The organism is Paraburkholderia sp. J8-2 (genome assembly GCF_905220195.1).
Lineage (GTDB): Bacteria > Pseudomonadota > Gammaproteobacteria > Burkholderiales > Burkholderiaceae > Paraburkholderia.
The window spans coordinates 42,195-63,152 of the sequence record NZ_CAJMZA010000020.1 but is presented as its reverse complement, the minus strand read 5'-3'; the positions used below and the strand labels follow the sequence as shown (position 1 = coordinate 63,152).

The following is a 20,958-nucleotide window of genomic DNA, read 5'->3' as shown; positions in this document are numbered from 1 at the left end:
GAACAAACATGAACATCATTGGCCCCGACACGCTGGTCTTCGGCGTTGACGACGTTGTGAGCTGCAACGACTATCTCTCCGACTACGGTCTCATCACCGTTGCGGCGGATGACAAAGGCGGTCGCTTCGAGGCGCTCGACGGCACTGGCATCGAGATTGCTCATCGTGACGACCCGGCGCTCCCCCAAGGCATGGCGACCGCAAACATGTTGCGCAAGACGATTTACGGCGTCGCAGACGCCGAAACGCTCGACGCCATTGCCAATGAGCTACGCAAAGACCGTGAAGTGAAAACGTTGCCCGACGGCTCAATCGAATCGGTCGATGACATGGACTTCGTTTTGGGCTTTCAGGTCACAAAGCGGCGCACACTAAACCTTCCGGCCGAAACCATCAACGCGCCGGGCGCACCGGCACAGCGCGGCGCCAACATCGTCGCAGTGAGCGACAACGCTGACCTGACGCCCCGTTCGCTTTCCCATGTCGTCTACTTCGTCCCGGATTCTGCGAAGGCAGCAGCGTTCTACTCTGAACGGCTTGGTTTCCGTGTTACCGACGAATTTGAAGGTGTGGGCCCCTTCATGCAGCCGGCAGGCACGCTCGACCACCACACGCTCTTCCTGATTCAGACGCCGCCGTTCATGAAGGGGTGCGAGCACTTTACCTTCCATATGAGTGGCCCGACAGCAGTCATGCAGGCCGGCACGCGCTTCGTGGAAAAGGGCTACCAGTCGTTCTGGGGTCCGGGCCGTCATCGGTTTGGTTCGAACTGGTTCTGGTATTTCAACAGCCCCCTCGGATGCCACGTCGAATATGACGCCGATATGGACCTGCACGACCATACATGGGCAGCGCGTCACGTTCCGATGGCCGCCGATGCCACACAGCTCTTCCTGTTCCAGCACCGCGACAAGTGGGCACCGGGCGGCCCACCTCCGGGCGCTGCGGACAAGGCGCATTGAAGCGCCATCCCCAAACGTCGGACCTCATGCACAAGCTCTTGCTCGGACGCGTGGATGCCCTAGCTGACCCAGGCGCCCAAGGCTTTGACCCAACCCAATGCGGCCACGACACGATATTCGTCGTGCGCCGTGGTCAGGATGTCCGAGCCTACCGCGATGCATGTCCTCACTTTGGCGATACACCGATGGCATGGCGACGTCATGCCTATCTGAACGCAGATGGCACACGCATCGTGTGTCACGCACATGGCGCCCAGTTCGACATCGAAAACGGCAGGTGCCTACTCGGCCCATGCCTCGGCCGATCGCTCCAGAGCGTCCCCGTGACAGTTAGAAAGAACGGCGAAATCTGGTTAGACACTCAGGTTGACGAGACCACTACGAACACCAAGGAATCTTCCCCATGAACAATACCGACCTTAAGCATGCGCTGATTGTTGGCGGCGGCTTTTCCGGTATGGCAGCGGCCATTGAGCTGCGCAAGCGCGGAGTCGCGGTCGACCTCGTCGAAATCGATTCTGGTTGGCGCTCGTACGGCGCCGGCATCACCATCGGCGGCGCGACTCTGCGCGCACTGGGAACAATTGGCGTGCTTGATTCGGTCATGCTCGAAGGGTTTTGCGCCGATGGCCTGGACCTCCTTACTGCCGATGGACACCACATCGCCGAGCTCCCGACACCACGGGTTGCGGGACCGAATGTGCCGGGTGGCGGCGCCATCATGCGCCCAACACTGGCAAAAATCCTCGCTGAGGCGACTGTTGCAGCGGGAGCCGACGTCCGTCTTGGCTGCACGGTTGCAGCCGTAAGCGAGGACGCTGAACATGCAGAAGTGCTTTTCACCGACGGAGACAAGCGACGCTACGACGTCGTCATTGGCGCTGATGGCCTCTATTCGAAGATGCGGGACATGCTTTTCCCGGCAGCGCCGACGCCGAAATACACTGGACAAGGAGTATGGCGCGCGGTGCTTCCGCGCCCCGCAGCAATCACGCGCCCGATGATGTGGTTGGGTCATGGCGTGAAGACCGGACTCAACCCGGTCTCGCAAGACGAAATGTATCTCTTTGTCACCGAGGACCGCCCCACTCACACGCGTATTGAGGACGACCAGTTCCTCGGGCTGCTTTCCGGTTTGCTTGAGCGATTCCCCGCCGAAGAGATGCAGTGGGTTCGCGCGAAGCTCGACGAGCGCTCGCAAATCGTCTATCGACCGCTGGAAAGTCTTCTGCTGCCCCAGCCGTGGCACCGTGGTCGAATGGTCCTAATCGGCGACGCAGTGCACGCGACCACGCCCCATCTGGCAGCTGGTGCGGGTATCGGTATCGAAGACGCCATCGTTCTTGGTGAGGAACTGACACAAGCCGAAACCCTCGCCGACGGGCTGGCTGGATTTGAGCGTCGGCGCTGGCAGCGTTGCCGCATGGTCGTCGAAAATTCCGGCCGTCTTGGCGAACTTGAAATCACCGGTGGCGACAAGGCGGAGCATTCGCGCATCATCCGCGACTCGATTACCGCGCTCGCACAGCCTATCTGAACTCTTTAACGAGTGCCACGGGCCGCACCGGCGGTCCGTGGCGACGATTACCTGAAGCCCGTACTCGAACACCCGAGGCATAGCGCAATGCACCGGAGCATAGCGTGGCAACGCTGCGCGATAACAGTTGACTCGCACGCCGGGGCCTCACTGCTCAAGGAGACTCTCACATGAACCCCAATCAGACCACGCCATGCCGACGATTCGTCGACCTGTCAATTTACCTTGAGAATGACGTTCTCTCCGACCCCCCGCCGCTCGCGCCGAAGATTACGTACCAGAAGCACGGCGATACGCTGCCAGAATTTCTCGCTATGCTCCCTGGCACGAAGCCGGAGGACTACCCCGACGGCGAAGCTGCAGCTGCGGAGTGGGTCACCCTGACGACACACAGCGGGACGCACCTCGACGCTCCATGGCACTTTCACTCGACCATGGACGCAATGCTCGGGAGTTCGAAGCCCTCGACCACCATCGACCAGGTGCCGCTCGAGTGGTGCTTTCAGCCAGGCGTGAAGCTTGACTTCAGGCACTTTCCCGACGGATATGTCGCCACGGCCGCCGATGTCGAAGCAGAACTCGCGCGAATCGGCCATGCGCTGCGACCGCTCGACATTGTAGTAGTCAATACGCGAGCCGGCTTGCGCTATGGTTATAACGACTACGTGAGCGCTGGATGCGGAATGGGCTACGAAGCCACAATGTACTTGCTCGAGCGCGGCGTACGTCTCACGGGTACCGACGCCTGGAGTTGGGACGCGCCGTTCTCCTATACCGCAAAGAAAATCGCCGAGACGGGGGACACCTCGCTCATATGGGAAGGCCACAAGGCGGGCCGCGACATCGGCTATTGCCACCTCGAGAAGCTGCACAATCTCGAAGCGTTACCTGACTCCGGCTTCACAATCAGTTGCTTCCCGCACAAGATTCGTGGAGCCTCGGCAGGATGGACGCGTGCGGTTGCAATCTTCGACGAGAACGTCTAACGCGCGCACGTCGAACGCGTCTGCATAGCGCCGGGAGAGGTAACGAGCAGCGCCTCTTCGGCGTACTTTTCGCAAGGCCCCGTTCCGATCCTGCAATAACCGAATGCCCCCGCGGTCGCGGTTATCAGCAGGCAATCCTTCTGAAGACCCTGCATCCCTGCAAGCGATATCAAGAGCGGGGGCGTCCAAGACGTTCCCACACGAGTGACTGGTGCAGGAGGCCTAGCGCCTCCTCCGCTAGTTCCGTTGCGCTCAGACGTTCGGAACTGGTGCCCGTGCACTCTGCTCGATTGCGCCGAAAACCGAATTGCCTTCCGCATCCAGCATCTCGACACGCACACGGTCACCAAAGCGCATAAAGGACGTCTGCGGCGCACCATACTCAATGGTCTCGATTGCGCGCACCTCTGCAATGCATGCGGAGCCAGCAGTCCGCGACGTATTGGAGAAAGTACCAGAACCGACAATCGTTCCCGCATGCAACCGCCGCGTCTTCGCGGCGTGTGCAATGAGCTCCCCAAACGAGAAATTCATCTCGCGGCCGTCCGGCTCGCCAACACGCGCGTCGTTGTATTGAACTCGCAATGGTAGATAGACACGTCCGTTCTGCCAGGCGTCTCCCAGTTCGTCAGGCGTAACCGCTACCGGGCCGAAGGCCGTCGATGGCTTTGCATGCAGAAAGCCGAATCCCGTCACCATCTCGCGAGGTCCGTGTGCCCTGAGGCTCACGTCGTTGACGAGCATCAGCAGCTTGATATGCTGCCCAGCGTCTTCCGTGCTGACGTTCATCGGGACTTCGTCTATAACGACTGCTACCTCGCCCTCGAAATCGAGCCCATCGAGGTCATTGGGCACAACGATGTCATCGGTAGGTCCAATGAAGTCGTCCGAGGCCCCTTGGTACATCAGCGGAATGCTTTCGGCGTCTGGGATGGGGTCGAGGTGGAAAGCCTGCTGCATCAGCATGCCGTGGTTTAGAAAGGACGAACCATCGAGCCACTGCGGGGCGCGCGGCAGCGGAGCAGCACAGCCCGAGGGATGGAAGTCACGCGCCCCTTCGATGCCGTTTGCGTTGAGCTCGTCATAGCGTGCGATTAGGGCACCCTTCACACGCGACCAGTTCTCAATCGCATACAGCATTGTCGGTGCGAATCGCCCGGCAGGCGCGCAACGGCTCAGGTCGCGCGAAACAACAACGAGCTGACCGTCACGCTCGCCGTTCTTCAAGGTGGCTAGTTTCATAAGTAAATTATTGAGGTGGGATTGAGTACACAGGCGCGGCAAAGCTGCGAACGCCCCGATGCAGCGTCTCGAGACTTGGGCGAATGCCACGGTGCATAGCCCCTCCCGGAAGGCGCTGAGCTGCCCCGACGCTGCAAGCTTGTCTCCGATTTCGCGCTATCTGTTTGAATTATTGAGAATGGAAGGGGACACGAAAAATGGAAAGTTTGAATGCCAGCAGTTGGTGCCATCTATACGTCGTCTAGACCCACCACGGGGGCGTGACGTCACGCATCGCACCTCGGGCAGACAGCCGTATTGAGCCCGCCGGTACGCCGCCTCATTTAGGCGCCTCCCTTCCCTCGGCTCGCCAGCACCAACGCACCCACGCAAACGGGGTCAGTGTTACGCCCTATTGTTCGCCAGCTACCTTGCGTACAGCATTGGATTAGGAAACAATTCGACTTCGGAAGCTAGCTCGACTCCTGTCGCGGCGAGCGCCAAAGAGGTATCTGAGGCGTCCAACCAGCGTCGGGCGCCTGCCGTAAGCTACTCGGAACTGTAAATGCGTCCCAGAACACTCTGGCTGAGCCTGCTGCCAGCGCTTGATGCCATTCTCAACGCGCGAACCTTAACCGAGGCTGCCGAACGCGCGAACCTTACCCAGCCCGCGCTTAGCGCGGCACTGCGTAAAGCACGCGCGCATTTCAACGACGAGATCGTTGTATTCAACAGCAACAGGGCTACGCTGACTGAACTCGGCACAGCGCTGCGGCCCCGCGTCAAAGCCGCGCTCGTAACAGCACGGGATGCACTGGATTTCGAACTTGCCTTCGACCCGGAAACGTCTGAGAGAACGGTTCGAATCATGTGTAACTCCTACATTGAGTATGCATTCGTTCCAAAGCTGCTGACACATCTCTACGCTGAGAGTCCGAACTTGAGCGTCGAGATAGAGCCATTTCGTCCGCTTCCGCAAGATTCGAATTTGCTGGAAGACATCGACATCATCATCGCGGCCAAATCGCTCGCAACGCCCGCCTACAGCCACGCCCCGCTGTTCAGAGACCGGCTGACGTGTATGGCATGGAACGAGAACTCCACGGTCGGCGACCGTATTGCTATCGACCAGTGGCTTGAGATGCGCCATGCGACCGCCGTCGCATCGCATAGCTACGAAAATGCTCCGTCGCTAATCCGAACGCTCAACGACAAGCGGCGCCACGCATTACGAGCGCACTCGGCGACAACAATGCCTCATATGATTGTCGGCACGGACCTCGTCATAACGAGCATGAAGTCGTATTGCGAGCTATTCACGCACTATTTGCCGCTCCGTCTGATACCTATCATCAGTGACCCACGATACGAAGACGAACTGAACCTTGAAGTTGCGGTGATGTGGAAGCCGTATCGTGGCGTCGAGCCGTACATCAAGTGGCTCGTCGATTCCTGCCAAGAGGTTGCAAACCAGTTTCGCCCGGAATCAAACCTCATCGAGCGAGTCACCGTATAAACGGTACGATGCTCGCGCTCTCCTGAAGCAGGTTCTCAAAAACGTTAGCGTCAAGAGCGACCCAGATCGAACGAAAACAAGGAGCGGGTCGTCCGCTCGCAATCTACAAAAGAAAACGGTGGGGCATACGCGCGCATGCCCCACTGTACACACTAACTTTTCGGCGTGAATGCGATTCGAGTCTAGTGAATTAGAAGGCCACGTTGAGTGCCGTCTGAACCAGGAACGCGTTGCTCCGTTCAGGCGTGAACGACGGCGCCGTCTGATAGGTCAGCCCACCGACAAAGTAAATGCCTCTGGTGACCCGAGCCGCGTACGACAGTGACAGGGCTGTCGAGCTGCGCTCCGCTTGGCCGCCAAAATCCCTGATGGCTTGCCGCGCATACTTGCTGAACATCTCAGTAGAGAAACCGAGCGACACCATGTCCAGCGGTCGGCTCTTGAACGGACCAATATAAAACGCCGTCAGCTGAAAGTCGCGCGCGAACAGGTTCCGGTCTTCTGGCGCATAGTCAAACTTGGTGTCCAGATAGAGACCCTGCGGACCGAACGGGTCGGGCTTCGTGATTTGGACGGTCAACGCGGCGTAGCCGCCGTAGTTCTTGTCGGCCATCCCACCGGACTTAAAGTCGCTGACGGGGCTCGTATTATAGATGCCACCAATCCGCGCCCAAACCGAGCGGCCGGGAGCGCCGACGGGCGTCTTGTAGCCAAATTCGTCCACGAACATTGCACGCGACCCGGGCACAGTAAAGTTAAAGCCAGTCGGATTGTGGTCGATGTCGTACTGGAAGCCGTTCGGACTCGCGCTACGCGCGACGGACGCTCGGTTATACCAGGAGAGCGTCGAGTCTTTGATTGCTACAGTAGCCGCCGGCGTCGGCGTGAACAGCGAAAGGCCGAGTTCAACCGGGATGACACTGACGGGCCCTAGCGCTGCTGACGCGGACTGGCCACCCAAGACCATACCGTAGTAGTCGCGAATCAAATCATAATAGCCGTATTGCAGTTCCAGCTGGCCGTTATAAAACTGCTGATTGATGGCAAGCGTCGTCATGCTCATGAAGGCGGGGTTCCCTTCATGGTAAGAACTCGCCTGCCCCGTCGCTCCGACTACGAATTGCGCGTTGCCGCCGAAACCCAGACGGGTCAGGTCGTAGGTCAGGTTCATCTCGATAGCCCCGAGATACGTCGGATTCTGTCCGTTATACCGTTGAGGGTGTTCGTTGTGGCCCAACACGTCGTACTGATAGCTCGGGCGAATCGAGGCAGAAAAGCCGAAGCCATTATCCGCGAGTGTCGAGCGCAGCCCAAAGAGCGTCGGCGAAATAGTCTCGCAAGCGGGGGTCTGGATGAGGACCGCCGCAGTGCGTGGCAGAAGCTTGTCGTAGTCGGCGTATTGCCCGCATTGCATCATCGGATTGGGCATATCGGCTGGCAATACCGGTGGCACCGCGTTCGGTGGTACTTGAGCGGTTACATCTGGCGTAGTTTCTGCCATGCCCGACTGCGCCGCCGCCGCAGCAACTGCTGCCGTGAGTATGAATTTAGCAACCTTCAACTTCGCGTCTCCTCAATATCAACAAACTAATTATTTTTTGCTTTCGCCCGAGGTCTCTGGCTCTTCAGGAACGTGGGACATAGTGGGCACTGCATCGCGCAGATGCGGTTATCAGAACTTTCACAGATCAGGAACTCCTGACATTGATTGAAAGGGACGTTACCGGCGTGGCGCACTGCAAGCGAGAAAGGCGTTATCAACTGTCTTTCGCAACCCGACGTAGAACGAGTAAATTGCATCGACTCTGAAATTTCCCGCTGCGTTGGGTTGATGATATTCGGTCTCCTATTTGGGTATATTTCTTTTCGTGACTACCTTGGATGACAGGTTATGCATTGATGTACGTCATGAAAAGTCGATTGATTCCATTACTGAGATTGACGCGCTGAATACTTCTCCATGCAATTCAGCGCCGCCTCCGACCAGCCATGACGGTCACCGCGTCGTCGTCAATGTCGTCGGTATTTTTCCGGTGTATGGGGGCCAATGGCCAGAGCCTTTGCCATTTCGTCGTTGCCCCAGTCGTAATGGAGCGTGCTTGAGGCGATGAGCCAACGCCCGTCACGCAGGATGTATGTGTCGACGTTGCGTGCTTGAGAGACAAACTCCGGCTTTTTTGCAGATACGTTGTACGCCAGCGTCATGACGTAATAGTCACTCGATGCTGTCTCGCCGTCGATGTGGATGTCGATGTTCGTGACCACGTGGCGCATAACCGCATAGCTTGCTCCGCCCTGCTTATGTTCCGGATTGAATCGGATTTGGTCCGTGGCGACGACGTCCAAGATTTGCTGCAAACCATCCGACAGCACCTTTCCGGTAGGCAGGCGAATCTGAGCATCCTCTGCGAAGATCTGCCGGTAGAGTTCCGCGTCAGTAGTGTCCCGAGCCTTGGCGTAGCGGACGATAAGTTCCTCAATCAAGAGGCGGTTTGCGACAAAGGTGACCGTTGCGTCACCGTCAGGACCCGACAAGGACATGTCTCATCTCCATAAATATTGAACTACCCATGCCCGTTGACGCGCCGTTGCAGCGCCGACGATGCTTCGATGGCCCAGAAAACTCACGTGAAGGGACGTCAGCTACGGCAGGTGTTCGACGTCGCGCTCATGCCGGACACCGAAGAAGGCTCCGTCCTGCACCCTCCCTTCCAGTTCGGCAGCGGTGACGATAATGGAAGCTCCTTGGCTGCGGCGAAACGCGTGTTTATGGCCACATAAACAGGAGTGCGAGCGCCGCAACGGCAAGCCCAATACACTTTGACTGCGTTGTTCCCATGCAGCCGCGGCCTTATCCCTCACAGAGAGGGCCGGCATCGACTACGCGGCGCTCCTGCGCTGCTCTGCAGCGCAACGACGAAACCGGGTGTAAACCCCGGAGTCAGCTAGGCAAAGGCAGAAAGGATACGGAGACAAGGGATGAGACCCGCCATGATGATTGGGGCCATGTTTAGCTCGGCCACGCAAAGGGTGCCTCGGCGCCTACGCATGTTCATGTCGTAAGACTTCCTCGCAGACCGCGAGTACCGCAGATGCAAACGTAGGCAATTTCCGACAAGGAATGCCCGTGGGGCAACTCGCGCCCAGTGATTGCGGGTCAAAAATGACTGCAACGATTGACCCTCAAGTCTGCCGGTCTTATTGAGCAGCGCCATTTTGAATCAGAAGGAGCCTTTTTGATGGCTTGTGTTTCCAAAGGATTAGTTATTGGCGGCGGTATCGCTGGCCTTTCGGCGGCAATCGCACTCGAGCGTGTAGGCGTGCACTGCGACGTCGTCGAGATCGGCGACAAGCCCGTTGGCGCGGCGATCTCGCTCACCGGCCGCGCGACGGAAGCGCTCGCAGAACTCGGCGTTTACGAGGAATGCTACGCCACTTCCAGACCGTTTACCGACGAAATGTCGAGCCCGGTCATGCGTGACGCGGCGGGTATCGAACTAGGTCCGCCGCCGCCGCCCCGGCCGGCGTGGCCCGGTGCGAAAACCGGCATCGGCATCTACCGCCCGGCACTCGCCCAAATTTTGAACCAAACCGCGCAAAACCTCGGCGCCAGGATTGAAACGGGCGTAAGCGTTGAGACGCTACAAGATATTGGCGATGAAGTTGTCGTCGTTCTGAGCAACGGGGAGGAGCGACGCTACGACTTCGTCATCGGCGCTGACGGTATCAACTCGCGCACACGCACGATGCTCTTCCCGGATGGCCCTCAACCGGCTTACGCGGGTCAAATGAGCATTCGGTGGATGATTCCCGGGCCGGCCATTCCAGGTGAAGCATGGTATGTGGCTGGAAACTTCGGACGGCTCGGCTTCTTCCATATGCCGCACCAAAACCTCGTCTATACGCCCATCGTGGTATCAGTTCCGGAAACGCGGCTGTCCCAGGAGGATGCCTACGAGCTCGTGGGTCGTCTTCTTGACATGTACACCGCACCCGCCGTTGGTGAACTGCGCAAACATCTGCACGCCGATTCCACCTTCATCTGTCGCCCGTTCAGGTCAATCCTCCTCAAGTCGCCCTGGTTCAGCGGAAGAACGCTGCTCATCGGCGACGCGGCACACGCGACGACCGCCCATATGGGCATGGGCGCCGGGATGGCGCTGGAGGATGCAGTCGTCCTCGCTCAATGCATCGCGGGAGCGTCAACCCTCGCCGACGCATACGAGTCGTTCATGGTTCGCCGTTTCGAGCGCGTGCGTACTGTCGTCGAAACGAGCGTCGCGCTGTCGAAGCTTGAGCAGACCAGTGCACCTGGGCCGGAGGCGAAGATGCTGATGGGCGCAGCACTCGCAACTATCTCGCAGCCGTATTGACCTGGAATTGATGCAGCGATTTGCACGTTGCAGGTTGGGTCAAAACCAATCGATTGGTAGTCGGGGCGTTAGCGAGTGAGCGACGTGCATGGAGGCACGGCAGCTACGTGGCATCTTCAATCCGCAGCCGTGCCTCTGCAGCAAATGAAGGAGACAGCCGGGCTCTCAATGAACTGCGAGGGATCTGGGCAATGAGAGCAGTCGCCGTAGCCCCGTACAACCAGCGTTAGCGACAGCTCAAACAATACTTGAATCGACACACCCAACTACGGGCGCAGAACCCGTCGGGTTGTCGAGGGACATGGATAGCATGGAACAAATATCTTCTTCAAGCGTCTCTTCTGCTGTGCAACAGCAGAGCATAGGGCGACTGGTCTACGTCGCTCTGCTCATTGGCCTCATCCCCCAAGGTCTCGTCGAAGCAGCAATTACCGCAGCTTTACCCGAAATGTCGAAAGACCTTGGCGTCAATGGCGAACTCGCAGCGCAGATGATGCTTGGCATGAGTGCGCTTGGACTGACCATCGGCGCGCTCGTCAGCGGTCGCGTCCTCGAGTGGGCCGGCGCCCGCACAACGTTCCTCAGCGCGCTTCTTGCGTTCGGAGTGTTCGGGAGCGGCGGGATGTTCCTTCACGATGCCACACTCCTCTTCGCTACGCGAGTCATCATTGGCATTGCCGCATCCTGCCTTGTCACTACGTGCCTGTGGGGTATCTCCTTTGAATTCTCCGGTAACAGCCGCGCCCGCGTCTTCAGCGCCGCTGGCGCAGTTGGGGGTATTGCGACGCTTATCGCTATCGTGCTCGGCGGATTTCTGACCCAGCATCTCGGGTGGAGGCTCAGCTTCATCCAGTATCCAGTCTTCTCACTCATCGCACTTCCGATTGCCCTTGGCGGCATTACGCAACGACGTCCTGAAGGACGCCGGGCGGGCGGTACAGGTTACCTCGCTCGCCTGGTGCCTTTTTATATCATGGTGGTAGTTTTCTACGCCGTCATTGGTATGTCGAGCATGCAGTTGCCTTTCCTGCTCAACGCCAACGGTGCGACCGAAGCTGGCTCGAGGTCGTTGATTCAGGCAATTCCTGGTCTCGCGGCAATCTTTGGCGCCGTCGTCTACGGGATACTGCAGCACCGCGTCGGCGCATCGTGGTCATTTGTTGCATCGCTGGCTTGTTTCCTTGGCGGGCTCCTTCTGTTGGCGATATCGCATTCCCTTACTCTTCCCGCAATCGGTGCCGGTGCAGTCGGGCTCTGCATGGGCCTAAGCGGTCCCTATTACTACCACACCATCAGCGAACGAACGGACATCGCTACCGGCGGTCGATATATCGGCTACCTCAATGCCTGCACCTACTTTGGCGTGTTCCTCAATCCTCTATTCTTCGAACCGGTAAAGGCGCGTGTGGGTATGCATGGTCTCTATTTCCTGGCTGCGTCTATCGTCGCAGTATTGGGCACGGTGTCGACACTCGGAGCGGCTCGTGCGGGCCGGCCGCGCAGCGCTTCGAGGCAAGCCTGACGGTACGAGCGCCCCCGCGGAGCCTCACGTAGACATTCGACCCGATCGCTACGATCGGCTCCGCGGTTCCTGATGCCGAGCGTCTTCGCAAAAGCGCCCGAAGGCGTTTGAATAGACCCACCCAATTTCACCCAGAAATTCGCCACAGCATATGCGTTTCAACAAGTTAGACCTCAACCTATTGGTTGCGTTGGACGCCCTCCTTAGCGAACGCAACATCAGCCGGGCGGCCGAAAAGGTCAACCTTAGTCAACCCGCCATGAGCAATGCGCTCGGTCGCCTACGAGAATACTTCGAGGACGACTTGCTCCTGATGGTAGGGCGAAAGATGGAGCCCACGCCCCGTGCATCGGGGCTAGAAGACACCGTGCGCGACATCCTCGTTCGCGTAGGCGCCACGGTGACCAAACGGTCTTCATTTGTTCCCGAGGAGTCGACCAGACTCTTTCGCCTCATCGTCTCAGACTACACACAGATGACGTTGATGCCTCACGTGATAAAGCGTGCATACGAACTCGCGCCAGGCGTTCGCTTCGAGTTGTGCGCCCAATCAGCACACCCACAGCGCGCCCTCGAGCGTACAGATGTTGACTTGCTGATTATCCCAAAAGAATATTGTTCGAGCGACCACCCGTCGGAGACTCTTCTCGAAGAGACGTTCTGCTGCGTGATTTGGAAGGACAGCATGTTGGCCGCCGAGGAACTCACGCGCGAACGCTATCTGGAAGCCGGGCATATCGTTGTCGTGCCAGGTCAGGAGCAGACGGGACTTGAAGAATGGTTTATGAGGGAGCTCGGTGTAGTTCGACGAATTGAAACGACGACGTACAGTTTCGCCGCCCCAGGTTACCTGCTGCTTGGCACTGAGCGAATCGCTACAATGCATCGCCGACTAGCCCTTCAAGCCTCCAAAAGCGAGCCGATTGTAATTCGCGATGTTCCACTTACCATGCCAAACATGCAGCAATCCACTCAATGGCATACACGTCGAACGACCGACCCGGGGCTGCTGTGGCTTAGAGAATTGTTGATGAATTGTGCTAGCGCTCTTTGAGTCGTCGAAGGAGAAAATGAACTGCAATGGCTCGACGTCATTTACACGCCGATGCGTTTAAAGCCCCTCGCTCGAGGTGACGTGAGTACCAGCCTCCTCCATGATTACCTTGCGCAGCCATGTATGTGCTGGGTCTTGTTCCTTTATTGAGTGCCACTGCATAACCTCTGTCAGAACGGGCAATTCCAATGGGACCGGAAGCAAGCGTAGCGGCAGCAATCGGCTAAAGAACTGGGCGAGCCTTGTTTGTATCGTCGCGATGCGTGTTGTTCCGACCACGAGCAACGGGAGAGTATTGAAGTTGGTGGTCGAGACTTCGACAAAACGCGTCAAGCCGCACTCGGCGAGTGCGACACCCTCAAAGCCTGGACTACGGCTGTCGCCGAACGTCGCCGCCACGTGGCCCAACTTCAAGTACTGGTCAAGGTCGATAGACTCACCGATTTCATCATTTCCGGCCCACGCGACGCACGTGAAGGTGTCTTCAAACAAGACGTCCGATGGGTATCGTCGGTCGGAAAATGAAGCAGGATAAATGACCAGGTCGACTTCTCCGCGTTCAAGCTGCATGCCCACATCGTCGCTCATGTTTGCGATGTGCACCTTGATTCCAGGCGCCTCACGCTGAAGACGCTGGACGACTTTCGTGAGCAGGACCGCCGTCAGATAGTCAGAGGTCCGGATGACAAAGTCTCGTTTCGCGTTCTCTGGTACGAATTCCGGGCGCAAGATGACGGTCGACTGCACGCTCAACAGAATGTCTCGGACTGGCTCGACAAGGCTTTCCGCAAGTGGAGTGAGCTCCATCCTCCTCCCCACCTGGATTAGCAACTCATCTTCGAAGTGCTCACGCAGGCGCGATAGCGCACTGCTCGTTGCAGACGCGCCAATATGCAGTCGCTCGCTTGCTCTAACCACACTCTTCGCGCCGAGCAATGCGTCGAGTACGACAAGCAAGTTCATGTCGAAATCACCAAGTCTCATGAAACCATCATGGCGCCGTTGTTCGATTGAATCAATACATGCTTCCACGGATGAGTGAAAACCGACACGACGAACGCTTGTCAGTACCCAGCGTTGGTCCAATTCCCCGCCTGCGATGAAATGCGCGCTAGGTTTTCACGAAAATGTTCAAAACCATTCTTGAGAACTTTCAAGTTTCCATAAGACTCCTGGTGCACCGACGCCTCGTTGCTCCAGCACCTTCTCCACCATGGCTTTCCTGTGCCCAGCGCCAAGAAGAAGCACTCCATGAGAAAGTGCGCCGCGGATGCAATAGCCATTGATGTTCTCTAGCATTCCCGTCTCGCGACGGTCATTCGTCTCCCTCCATAGAGCGTAGATCTGTCGCAATTCGTCGTCGCCGATCCATTCGACGGTTTCACGCACCTCGTCGTAGATGGCTGCCCATGCTTGGGCGCAGCGATCGCTGTTGAGGTATGGAAAGCCGTGATTTCGCGTGTCGAGGCTGTTCTGGTCCATCAGACGGCGATATTCAGGGCTCGTCCTTTCGACCTTTTTGAACATCTCCTCAGCTTTACCGAAGAACTCGTCGCTTGGTTTGTTCAAGTCCACAGGTACAACGTTGACTGGACGGCGCTCGTGATAGAGGGCAACGGCAGCAGACTCGAGATTGCCGTGAGAGCCGTCGCGATAGTCAGCAAGATTAGCGGTGGGAATTTCAGCGAAGATGACGTCCGGCTGCAGGCGTTCAAGGATCGTCCGCAATTCCGCCACGTTGGCGCGCCCATGTTCGGCGTGGACAGTTCCGATCAGCGATATACGCATCAGATTTAGGCTCCAGAGGCAGACTTAGTAGCGCTGAAAGCGCAATGGCCGGAACGGTCCGCGTTGGGTCGATGTGACCCACTGGGTTTTGCGCCATGAACCACGCTCTTCCGGCGCAATCGCTCCGAAAGAGCTATCGTAACTCTCAGCCAAGACTCTGAAGCTGTTCGCCTTTGCGCGCGCGAGAGTCTTCGTCCCGAGGGCGTAAGGCAACGGGTAACCTGCCCACAAAGTCAGAAATCCTGACTAGTTTCGCTATTCACGTGCCACCGAAGCAGTCCTTCAGTGCGAGATCAGAAACCTGTCACGGTTCTTTGCGTTCTTGATCCAGTCAGGCGCCCGTCCCCTGCCCGACCATGTCGCGCCCGTCCTGGGGTCACGATATTTGGGCGGCAAGACACCTGCGGCAGTCTTTCGCGGGCTGCCCCGCCCGCGACCGAAAATGTCCCGCTCCGTAAACCCATAATCAGCTACCTTTGCCCGGATATCTGCGAGGACTTCCTCGAACTCCGCAGCCCTGGCCGCCGCCGCCTGCTCCTCGAGCCTGGCCATCTGCGCTTTCAGTTCCTTGAACGTCGCCAAGATTGTCTCCGCGGTGGAATACGGTGATGGCGATCATAGCCCGCTTCATGATGACGCGATCGGCGGGTGGCCGACCGTGCGCTCCGACGAACAGGACGTCATCAGGAAAACAGCCCCTTCTGCCGCACATCCCTCAACGGCGGCAGCGCAGCCTTCGCACGACGACCGGAGCGCCGGCGCACGGTGCGTCGCACATGGGCGACAAGTTCGGCCCGCACCTCTCCGGCCACCAGCATCAGCGAATACAGCCGTACGCCATCCGGGCCAGCGTCCGGCCGCGCACGCAACGAGAGGCGCAGGGCCAGTCGACGCGCACGATCAAGCAGCTGCGCCCGGCTCATACCCGGCCAGCACGCGGCGAGAAGCGCCGCGACTGCCGGCGGCAGTGCTTCGGGAGCGCAGCCGCTGGGCAGCGCGATCGCAACGAGCTCAAATCGATCCGACATGGTGTGCGGGAAGCGGTGGTCAGCTGCCGCGCGATCCCGGCGGCGCCCCTATCGTCCCGTTAAACACGGCGTGCCGCCACCGCGAGGCATTGCAGGGCCCCCGGGCGCAGCACGCATGCGCCAGAACCAAGTCAAGTGAACATTGCTGGCCACCGGGACACCGGACGGCTTCAGTGCTTCACAAAAATGTGCCGACAAACAGCGTCATGAAGATAATCCTTCTTATCTCGCCCCGTAGTAGGTCAGTGATGTAAATCGTGCCCGTGCGTCTCTCCATCCTCTGGCAGTCGCCATATCCTCGCAATTGTTTAGGTATCCGAATCGAAGTAGTTGTGACGCTTACATTCAAGATTCGAGACGTACTGATTGCCGCGCGGTCCGCGGCGGTTCAGCTGAATGTCTGCTGCAAGCTGCCGGTCGGACGGTTAGTTGCGAGAGACGCCATGATGTATCTTACGATGCAAGGTTGACGTATAAACAATTATCAATTTTTTAAAAAGGGTACGCCCCGTAATATGCCTGTGCGCTGCTTCCCGGTGCGTGACGCTGGCTCGAACAAGGTGTAGGATTAAATCCTACTGGACCCTGAGTACCGCCATGCGTACGACCCAACAGATGAGCATCACGCTCCCGAATGAAATGGCCGAGGAAGTTCGCCGGCGCGTCGCGAGCGGTGAATACGCGACCGAGTCGGAAGTCATTCGCGATGGCCTGCGCGCGCTTGCCGCGCGCGAACGGGCCGTGGACGCGTGGCTGCGCGAGTCGGTTCTGCCGGCTGCGGCTGCCCTGGAAGCGGATCCGGCGCGCGCGCTGAACGCAGCCGACGTGCGTGCTGCGCTGGCCCAACGTCGCGCATCACGGCGTTGAGTTCGGCACGCTACCGCGTGGTCTTTGCGCCTGAGGCACGCGATCAGCTGGTCGAACTCGAGGCAGCGATCGCGGCCGCGGGCGCGCCACGAACGGCAGCCGAATACGTCGACGCGATCGTGACATTCTGCGAGCGGCTCGAGACCTTCCCGTCCCGTGGCGTCCCGCGAGACGACCTGCTGCCCGGGTTGCGCGTGACGCACTACCGCGGCCGGGCGGTGATCGCGTATCGCGTAACGGGTGCGACGGTCGCAGTACTCGGCGTCTACCATGGCGGGCAGGACTACACGGCCGATTTTCTGCCGGATCCTGGTGACTAGACCGGCCGCTCAGGCTGACCACCACGGGCAAGAGCCTGGTCGCGTATCTCACTGGTTTTGACGGACCTGCAGGCCGAAAACACCCGGCTCACGGCCTTGCTGCGCGCCGCCGTCCCGGTGGAATGCAAGCCCGGGCAGGCAATCCCGGGCGACTCACAGCCGGCTGGGCGAAGTGCAGGCACTGCCACCCTTTCGCCGCAGCAGAAAGTGCAGCTTTTCCGGAGCCTTTTCCGCGGCCGCACGGACGTCTATCCGCTGCGTTGGGAAAGCCGCAATTCCGGAAAGTCGGGTTACGCGCCGGCGTGCGCAAACGAGTGGCGCGCGGGCATCTGCGAAAAACCCCGCATCCGGTGCGCGGATTGTGCGCATCGCGTGCTCCTGCCGATGGACGAGCAGGTCATCTATGCGCACCTGGCTGGCGATCACACGGTGGGCCTGTACCCACTGATGCCCGATGGCACCTGTTACCTGCTCGCTGTCGACTTCGATGAAGAAAGCTGGCGGGACGATGTGATGGCCTTCCGGCAGTCGTGCGACGAACTGGACGTTCCCGTATCGCTCGAGATTTCGCGCTCGGGTAACGGTGCGCACGCCTGGATCTTCTTCTCGTCGGCCGTCGCAGCGCGTGACGCGCGCAGGATTGGCTCGGCCATCATCAGCCACACCTGCGCCCGAACCCGGCAACTTGAGCTTTCGTCCTACGACCGGCTCCTTCCCAATCAGGATGTGCTGCCCAAAGGCGGCTTCGGCAACCTGATCGCCCTGCCGTTGCAAAAGCAGCCTCGCGAGCAGGGAGGCAGCGTGTTTGTCGATGGAGTCCTTCAGCCCGTCGCCGACCAGTGGGCATTCCTGGCGTCCGTCCGGAACATGGACGGGCGGGATATCGAAGGGGTGATTTTCCGCGCGACCGGCGGCGCCCATCCGCTTGACGTCGCCTTCATTGCCGCGGAGGACCAGGCCGAACCCTGGAAGCCTCCGCCCGCCCTGCCGAAGCGGCTGGCCGGGCCCATGCCGACGTCGCTGACACTGACACTCGCCAACCAGCTCTATTTCGAAAAAGCCCAGCTTCCGCAATCCCTGCTCAATCGCCTTATCCGGCTCGCGGCGTTCCAGAATCCGGAGTTCTACCGGGCCCAGGCGCTCGGCTTCAGCGTATGGGACAAACCGCGCATCGTCGGCCGCGCCGAGAACTGTCCGCGCCACATTGCGTTACCTCGACGAGGTCAGGACGCTGCTGACCGACAACGGCATTGCCTGCGACATCCGCGACGAGCGTTGCGCGGGCGCGCCCCTGGCCGTTTCGTTTGCGGGCACGCTGCGGGACGACCAGCAGGCGGCAGTGTCCAGCCTGCTGCGACATGACACCGGGATCCTGCATGCACCTACGGCGTTCGGCAAGAACGTAACTGCGGCCGCGATGATTGCACAACGCGGCGTCAATACGCTCGTGCTCGTACACCGGAAGGAACTGTTGGACCAGTGGCGCGAGCGCCTGCAGTCGTTTCTCGCGCTGAATCCGTGCGACATCGGCACAATCGGCGGTGGCAAGTCGAAACCGACGGGCCGGATCGACGTCACCATGCTGCAGTCAGTCGCGCCAGATGGCCCTCGTGGCGAACTTTTGCGACGTTATGGCCACGTCATTGTCGATGAATGTCACCACGTCTCAGCGGATTCCTTCGAGGCAGTGCTCAAGGCCGTCAATGCGCGCTACGTGCTGGGCCTGACTGCCACCCCCGTGCGGCGTGACAGCCAGCAACCGGTGATGTTCATGCTGTGCGGGCCAGTCCGGCATGCGGCGCGTCTGCCGCCCAATGCGCCGCAGTTGCTTGATGTGTTCCCGCAAAGGCTCACCGCAACGGTAGACGTTGCCGCCGATGCACCGATCCAGGCAGTGTTCGCGCGCATCGCCCTGGATCCGCCGCGTACGGAGATGATCGCTGAGACGATTCGCGATCAGTTCGAGCAGGGACGCAAGGTGCTGGTTCTCACCGAGCGGACGGATCTTCTCGATAGTCTGCAGAAGACCCTAGGCGACACAGTCGAGCCGCTGTTCGGACTGCACGGGCGTCTCGCGAAAAAGGTGCGCGCTTCACAGCTTGCCGCGCTCGACGCGCTGGCCGATGACGCCCCGCGCGTCGTACTGGCTACTGGCAAGCTCGTTGGTGAGGGATTTGACCACCCGGCACTGGATACACTGATACTCGCCATGCCAGTGGCATGGAAAGGCACCCTGCAGCAATATGCCGGCCGCCTGCATCGCGAGCACGCGGGTAAAACCGGCGTACGTGTGATTGACTACGTCGATGGTGGTCACCCGGCGCTGCTGCGCATGTGGGAGAAGCGTCAGCGAGGGTACCGCGCGATGGGCTACCAGGTACGCGTGGAAGGAGATGGACAGCAGTTGCAGCTTGCCTGATGCCGGAGCCAATCCCCGTTCCGTACCGCCACCAGTGCCTTTCCGTTTTCACGTTGGCAACCTTGCCCTCCCCGACTTCAGCCACCTCGTTGCGCTCGGTGCCATTCTTACCGAATCGACAGTATTTATAAGGATGCCGAAATATTACCCATTCGTATTATGTCAAACTCAACCACCGGAGCGTGCAAATGATCAACGACAAGGACTGACGATAAACTATTGAACCACCTTGAAACCATCGCCTTGTCGCTCGAAAAGCTCACTCTTCTCAGAGAGCTCGACGCTTTTTATCCCGGCGACCAAACGCACGCAGCTCATACCTGACTATCGACAGCTGCGCGAAGCCGACGCGACCGCGTTCGACGGAATCGCGGCCGCTAGAGAGCGGGACGCCGACGGGTAATTGAGTTGGGATGAACTTGTGCAGAAATATGGCGAAGCAGAGGCGCACAAGCAACGAGAGCCGTATGACGCCGCACCTGAGGCACGGCGACCTGTAGCAGCCCAGGTACATTCGTTCGAGAAGTCTCATCCGCTAATCGCCAAATTGTTGGGCGCCTACCCGTTCGCCGGTAAGGCCACTCCCTAAAGGATGGTCCGCGATTTGACGCGCGACGGCTACTGCTCCGTGCCCTGCTGACGACCGGCCAAGACATGTTTGCGATCGACTCCCCCTCCGCAACTTGCTGGCGACAGCAATTCCCTCAAGGCCATGCATGAGATTTTCCGTTGGTATTCGCGATACCGAGGTGGCAGGCGCTCCTATAAGCGCTGATGCAGATTACAGGGACCGGGGCTTGGAGGCGTCGCTTCGAATGGCTCCAGCGGGAACTTAGCGAAAACCCGCTGATGGAAGATGTTCAATCGTGATTACGACCGGTAGCGGCCCCAAAAAATTCGTAAGCAGCATAGTGGTGAGCGGAACCATCACGAGGCTCCCCACGAGGTTGAGCAGCACCGAATACAGGCTGCTGAGACCGAACATCGCCTGCAGAATCGGACTGCCCATGAATGCGCCGTCCTGGTAACTGTTGACGAAGGCCTTCAACGTCGCAGCCTTCGGTTCGCGATAGCGATACCGGCCAATCGCACCCAGCCCACGCATCGCCGAACGACGGCGCCATTTTCTGGGGCATGGTCTCGAACCGTACGCCGATGTCATTTGCGAATATCGCGTGCGCTGAACGCGTGACGTAGCCGTGTGTGGAGAGTTGACATGTGCAGCAACTGAATTGAAAAAAGTGTACGCGCTCGCCAGCGTGCATGCGAGCGCCGCATTCGGCGGTTCGAATGCACTCGTCGAAAAGCGCTACTTTGATCTCAAAGTGCAACACGGTGGCTACGAGGTCATTTGAAGAAGATACG

Annotated in this window: 22 protein-coding genes; 14 read left to right on the top strand and 8 right to left on the bottom strand. The window is 59.1% G+C overall.

Annotation, left to right across the window (positions count from 1 at the left end; genetic code table 11):
- Window positions 1-8 precede the first annotated feature (8 nt).
- From U5A52_RS30440 to U5A52_RS30425, 4 genes are all read left to right on the top strand, one after another.
- On the top strand, window positions 9-962 hold the full coding sequence (locus U5A52_RS30440) for a VOC family protein (protein WP_321937450.1): 954 nt from the start codon (window positions 9-11) through the stop codon (window positions 960-962).
- Complete coding sequence (locus tag U5A52_RS30435; RefSeq protein ID WP_415774076.1) at window positions 845-1,369, top strand: Rieske (2Fe-2S) protein; 525 nt, start codon at window positions 845-847, stop codon at window positions 1,367-1,369. The genes U5A52_RS30440 and U5A52_RS30435 overlap by 118 nt, the downstream gene beginning before the upstream one ends.
- Window positions 1,366-2,499, top strand: coding sequence for an FAD-dependent oxidoreductase (locus U5A52_RS30430; protein ID WP_321937449.1), 1,134 nt, complete (start codon window positions 1,366-1,368; stop codon window positions 2,497-2,499). The genes U5A52_RS30435 and U5A52_RS30430 overlap by 4 nt, the downstream gene beginning before the upstream one ends.
- 170 nt (window positions 2,500-2,669) lie before the next feature.
- Window positions 2,670-3,485: a cyclase family protein gene (locus tag U5A52_RS30425; protein WP_321937447.1), complete on the top strand. Its 816-nt coding sequence runs from the start codon at window positions 2,670-2,672 to the stop codon at window positions 3,483-3,485.
- 252 nt (window positions 3,486-3,737) lie between these two features.
- Here the strand turns inward: U5A52_RS30425 and U5A52_RS30420 are convergent, their stop codons facing one another.
- On the bottom strand, window positions 3,738-4,727 hold the full coding sequence (locus U5A52_RS30420) for a fumarylacetoacetate hydrolase family protein (RefSeq protein ID WP_321937445.1): 990 nt from the start codon (window positions 4,725-4,727) through the stop codon (window positions 3,738-3,740).
- Between the two features lie 544 nt (window positions 4,728-5,271).
- On the opposite strand from U5A52_RS30420, the gene U5A52_RS30415 reads away from it, so the two are divergent.
- Entirely contained in the window at window positions 5,272-6,222 is a 951-nt protein-coding gene (locus U5A52_RS30415) for a LysR family transcriptional regulator (RefSeq protein ID WP_321937443.1), read from the top strand.
- 190 nt (window positions 6,223-6,412) lie between these two features.
- Here the strand turns inward: U5A52_RS30415 and U5A52_RS30410 are convergent, their stop codons facing one another.
- Both U5A52_RS30410 and U5A52_RS30405 read right to left on the bottom strand, forming a co-directional pair.
- Window positions 6,413-7,783, bottom strand: coding sequence for a carbohydrate porin (locus U5A52_RS30410; RefSeq protein WP_321937441.1), 1,371 nt, complete (start codon window positions 7,781-7,783; stop codon window positions 6,413-6,415).
- 449 nt (window positions 7,784-8,232) lie between these two features.
- Entirely contained in the window at window positions 8,233-8,763 is a 531-nt protein-coding gene (locus U5A52_RS30405) for a nuclear transport factor 2 family protein (RefSeq protein ID WP_321937440.1), read from the bottom strand.
- A gap of 69 nt (window positions 8,764-8,832) precedes the next feature.
- Here U5A52_RS30405 and U5A52_RS30400 point away from each other — a divergent pair, with 69 nt between their 5' ends.
- The 4 genes from U5A52_RS30400 to U5A52_RS30385 all read left to right on the top strand — a co-directional run bounded on the left by U5A52_RS30400 (window position 8,833) and on the right by U5A52_RS30385 (window position 13,171).
- Window positions 8,833-9,003, top strand: coding sequence for a hypothetical protein (locus tag U5A52_RS30400; RefSeq protein ID WP_321937438.1), 171 nt, complete (start codon window positions 8,833-8,835; stop codon window positions 9,001-9,003).
- A 395-nt stretch (window positions 9,004-9,398) separates the two neighbouring features.
- On the top strand, window positions 9,399-10,595 hold the full coding sequence (locus tag U5A52_RS30395; protein WP_321937436.1) for an FAD-dependent monooxygenase: 1,197 nt from the start codon (window positions 9,399-9,401) through the stop codon (window positions 10,593-10,595).
- Between the two features lie 301 nt (window positions 10,596-10,896).
- Window positions 10,897-12,117: an MFS transporter gene (locus U5A52_RS30390; RefSeq protein WP_321937434.1), complete on the top strand. Its 1,221-nt coding sequence runs from the start codon at window positions 10,897-10,899 to the stop codon at window positions 12,115-12,117.
- 151 nt (window positions 12,118-12,268) lie between these two features.
- Window positions 12,269-13,171: a LysR family transcriptional regulator gene (locus U5A52_RS30385; protein WP_321937432.1), complete on the top strand. Its 903-nt coding sequence runs from the start codon at window positions 12,269-12,271 to the stop codon at window positions 13,169-13,171.
- Between the two features lie 57 nt (window positions 13,172-13,228).
- Here U5A52_RS30385 and U5A52_RS30380 read toward each other — a convergent pair whose 3' ends face one another.
- From U5A52_RS30380 to U5A52_RS30365, 4 genes are all read right to left on the bottom strand, one after another.
- Complete coding sequence (locus U5A52_RS30380) at window positions 13,229-14,155, bottom strand: LysR family transcriptional regulator (RefSeq protein ID WP_321937430.1); 927 nt, start codon at window positions 14,153-14,155, stop codon at window positions 13,229-13,231.
- A gap of 147 nt (window positions 14,156-14,302) precedes the next feature.
- A complete protein-coding gene (locus U5A52_RS30375; RefSeq protein WP_321937428.1) occupies window positions 14,303-14,959 on the bottom strand; it encodes a hypothetical protein in 657 nt (218 codons plus the stop codon).
- Window positions 14,960-15,241: 282 nt separating this feature from the next.
- Complete coding sequence (locus U5A52_RS30370) at window positions 15,242-15,541, bottom strand: H-NS histone family protein (RefSeq protein WP_321937427.1); 300 nt, start codon at window positions 15,539-15,541, stop codon at window positions 15,242-15,244.
- Window positions 15,542-15,642: 101 nt separating this feature from the next.
- Window positions 15,643-15,987: a hypothetical protein gene (locus U5A52_RS30365; RefSeq protein WP_321937425.1), complete on the bottom strand. Its 345-nt coding sequence runs from the start codon at window positions 15,985-15,987 to the stop codon at window positions 15,643-15,645.
- Between the two features lie 597 nt (window positions 15,988-16,584).
- Between U5A52_RS30365 and U5A52_RS30360 the strand changes: the two genes are divergently transcribed.
- The 4 genes from U5A52_RS30360 to U5A52_RS30345 all read left to right on the top strand — a co-directional run bounded on the left by U5A52_RS30360 (window position 16,585) and on the right by U5A52_RS30345 (window position 19,593).
- Window positions 16,585-16,854 carry a type II toxin-antitoxin system ParD family antitoxin gene (locus U5A52_RS30360; protein ID WP_321899975.1) on the top strand — a complete coding sequence of 90 codons (270 nt, stop codon included), beginning with the start codon at window positions 16,585-16,587 and terminating at the stop codon, window positions 16,852-16,854.
- On the top strand, window positions 16,851-17,174 hold the full coding sequence (locus U5A52_RS30355; RefSeq protein WP_321937424.1) for a type II toxin-antitoxin system RelE/ParE family toxin: 324 nt from the start codon (window positions 16,851-16,853) through the stop codon (window positions 17,172-17,174). Before U5A52_RS30360 ends, U5A52_RS30355 begins: the two co-directional genes overlap by 4 nt.
- 207 nt (window positions 17,175-17,381) lie before the next feature.
- On the top strand, window positions 17,382-18,536 hold the full coding sequence (locus U5A52_RS30350; RefSeq protein ID WP_321937422.1) for a TOTE conflict system archaeo-eukaryotic primase domain-containing protein: 1,155 nt from the start codon (window positions 17,382-17,384) through the stop codon (window positions 18,534-18,536).
- The gene (locus U5A52_RS30345; protein ID WP_321937420.1) at window positions 18,514-19,593 is read left to right on the top strand and encodes a DEAD/DEAH box helicase; all 1,080 of its coding nucleotides are present in this window, start codon (window positions 18,514-18,516) and stop codon (window positions 19,591-19,593) included. Before U5A52_RS30350 ends, U5A52_RS30345 begins: the two co-directional genes overlap by 23 nt.
- A gap of 832 nt (window positions 19,594-20,425) precedes the next feature.
- Here U5A52_RS30345 and U5A52_RS30340 read toward each other — a convergent pair.
- Window positions 20,426-20,755, bottom strand: a complete 330-nt coding sequence (locus U5A52_RS30340) for a hypothetical protein (RefSeq protein WP_321937419.1) — start codon at window positions 20,753-20,755, stop codon at window positions 20,426-20,428.
- Window positions 20,756-20,825: 70 nt separating this feature from the next.
- On the opposite strand from U5A52_RS30340, the gene U5A52_RS30335 reads away from it, so the two are divergent.
- Window positions 20,826-20,948, top strand: coding sequence for a hypothetical protein (locus U5A52_RS30335; protein WP_321937417.1), 123 nt, complete (start codon window positions 20,826-20,828; stop codon window positions 20,946-20,948).
- Window positions 20,949-20,958 lie beyond the last annotated feature (10 nt).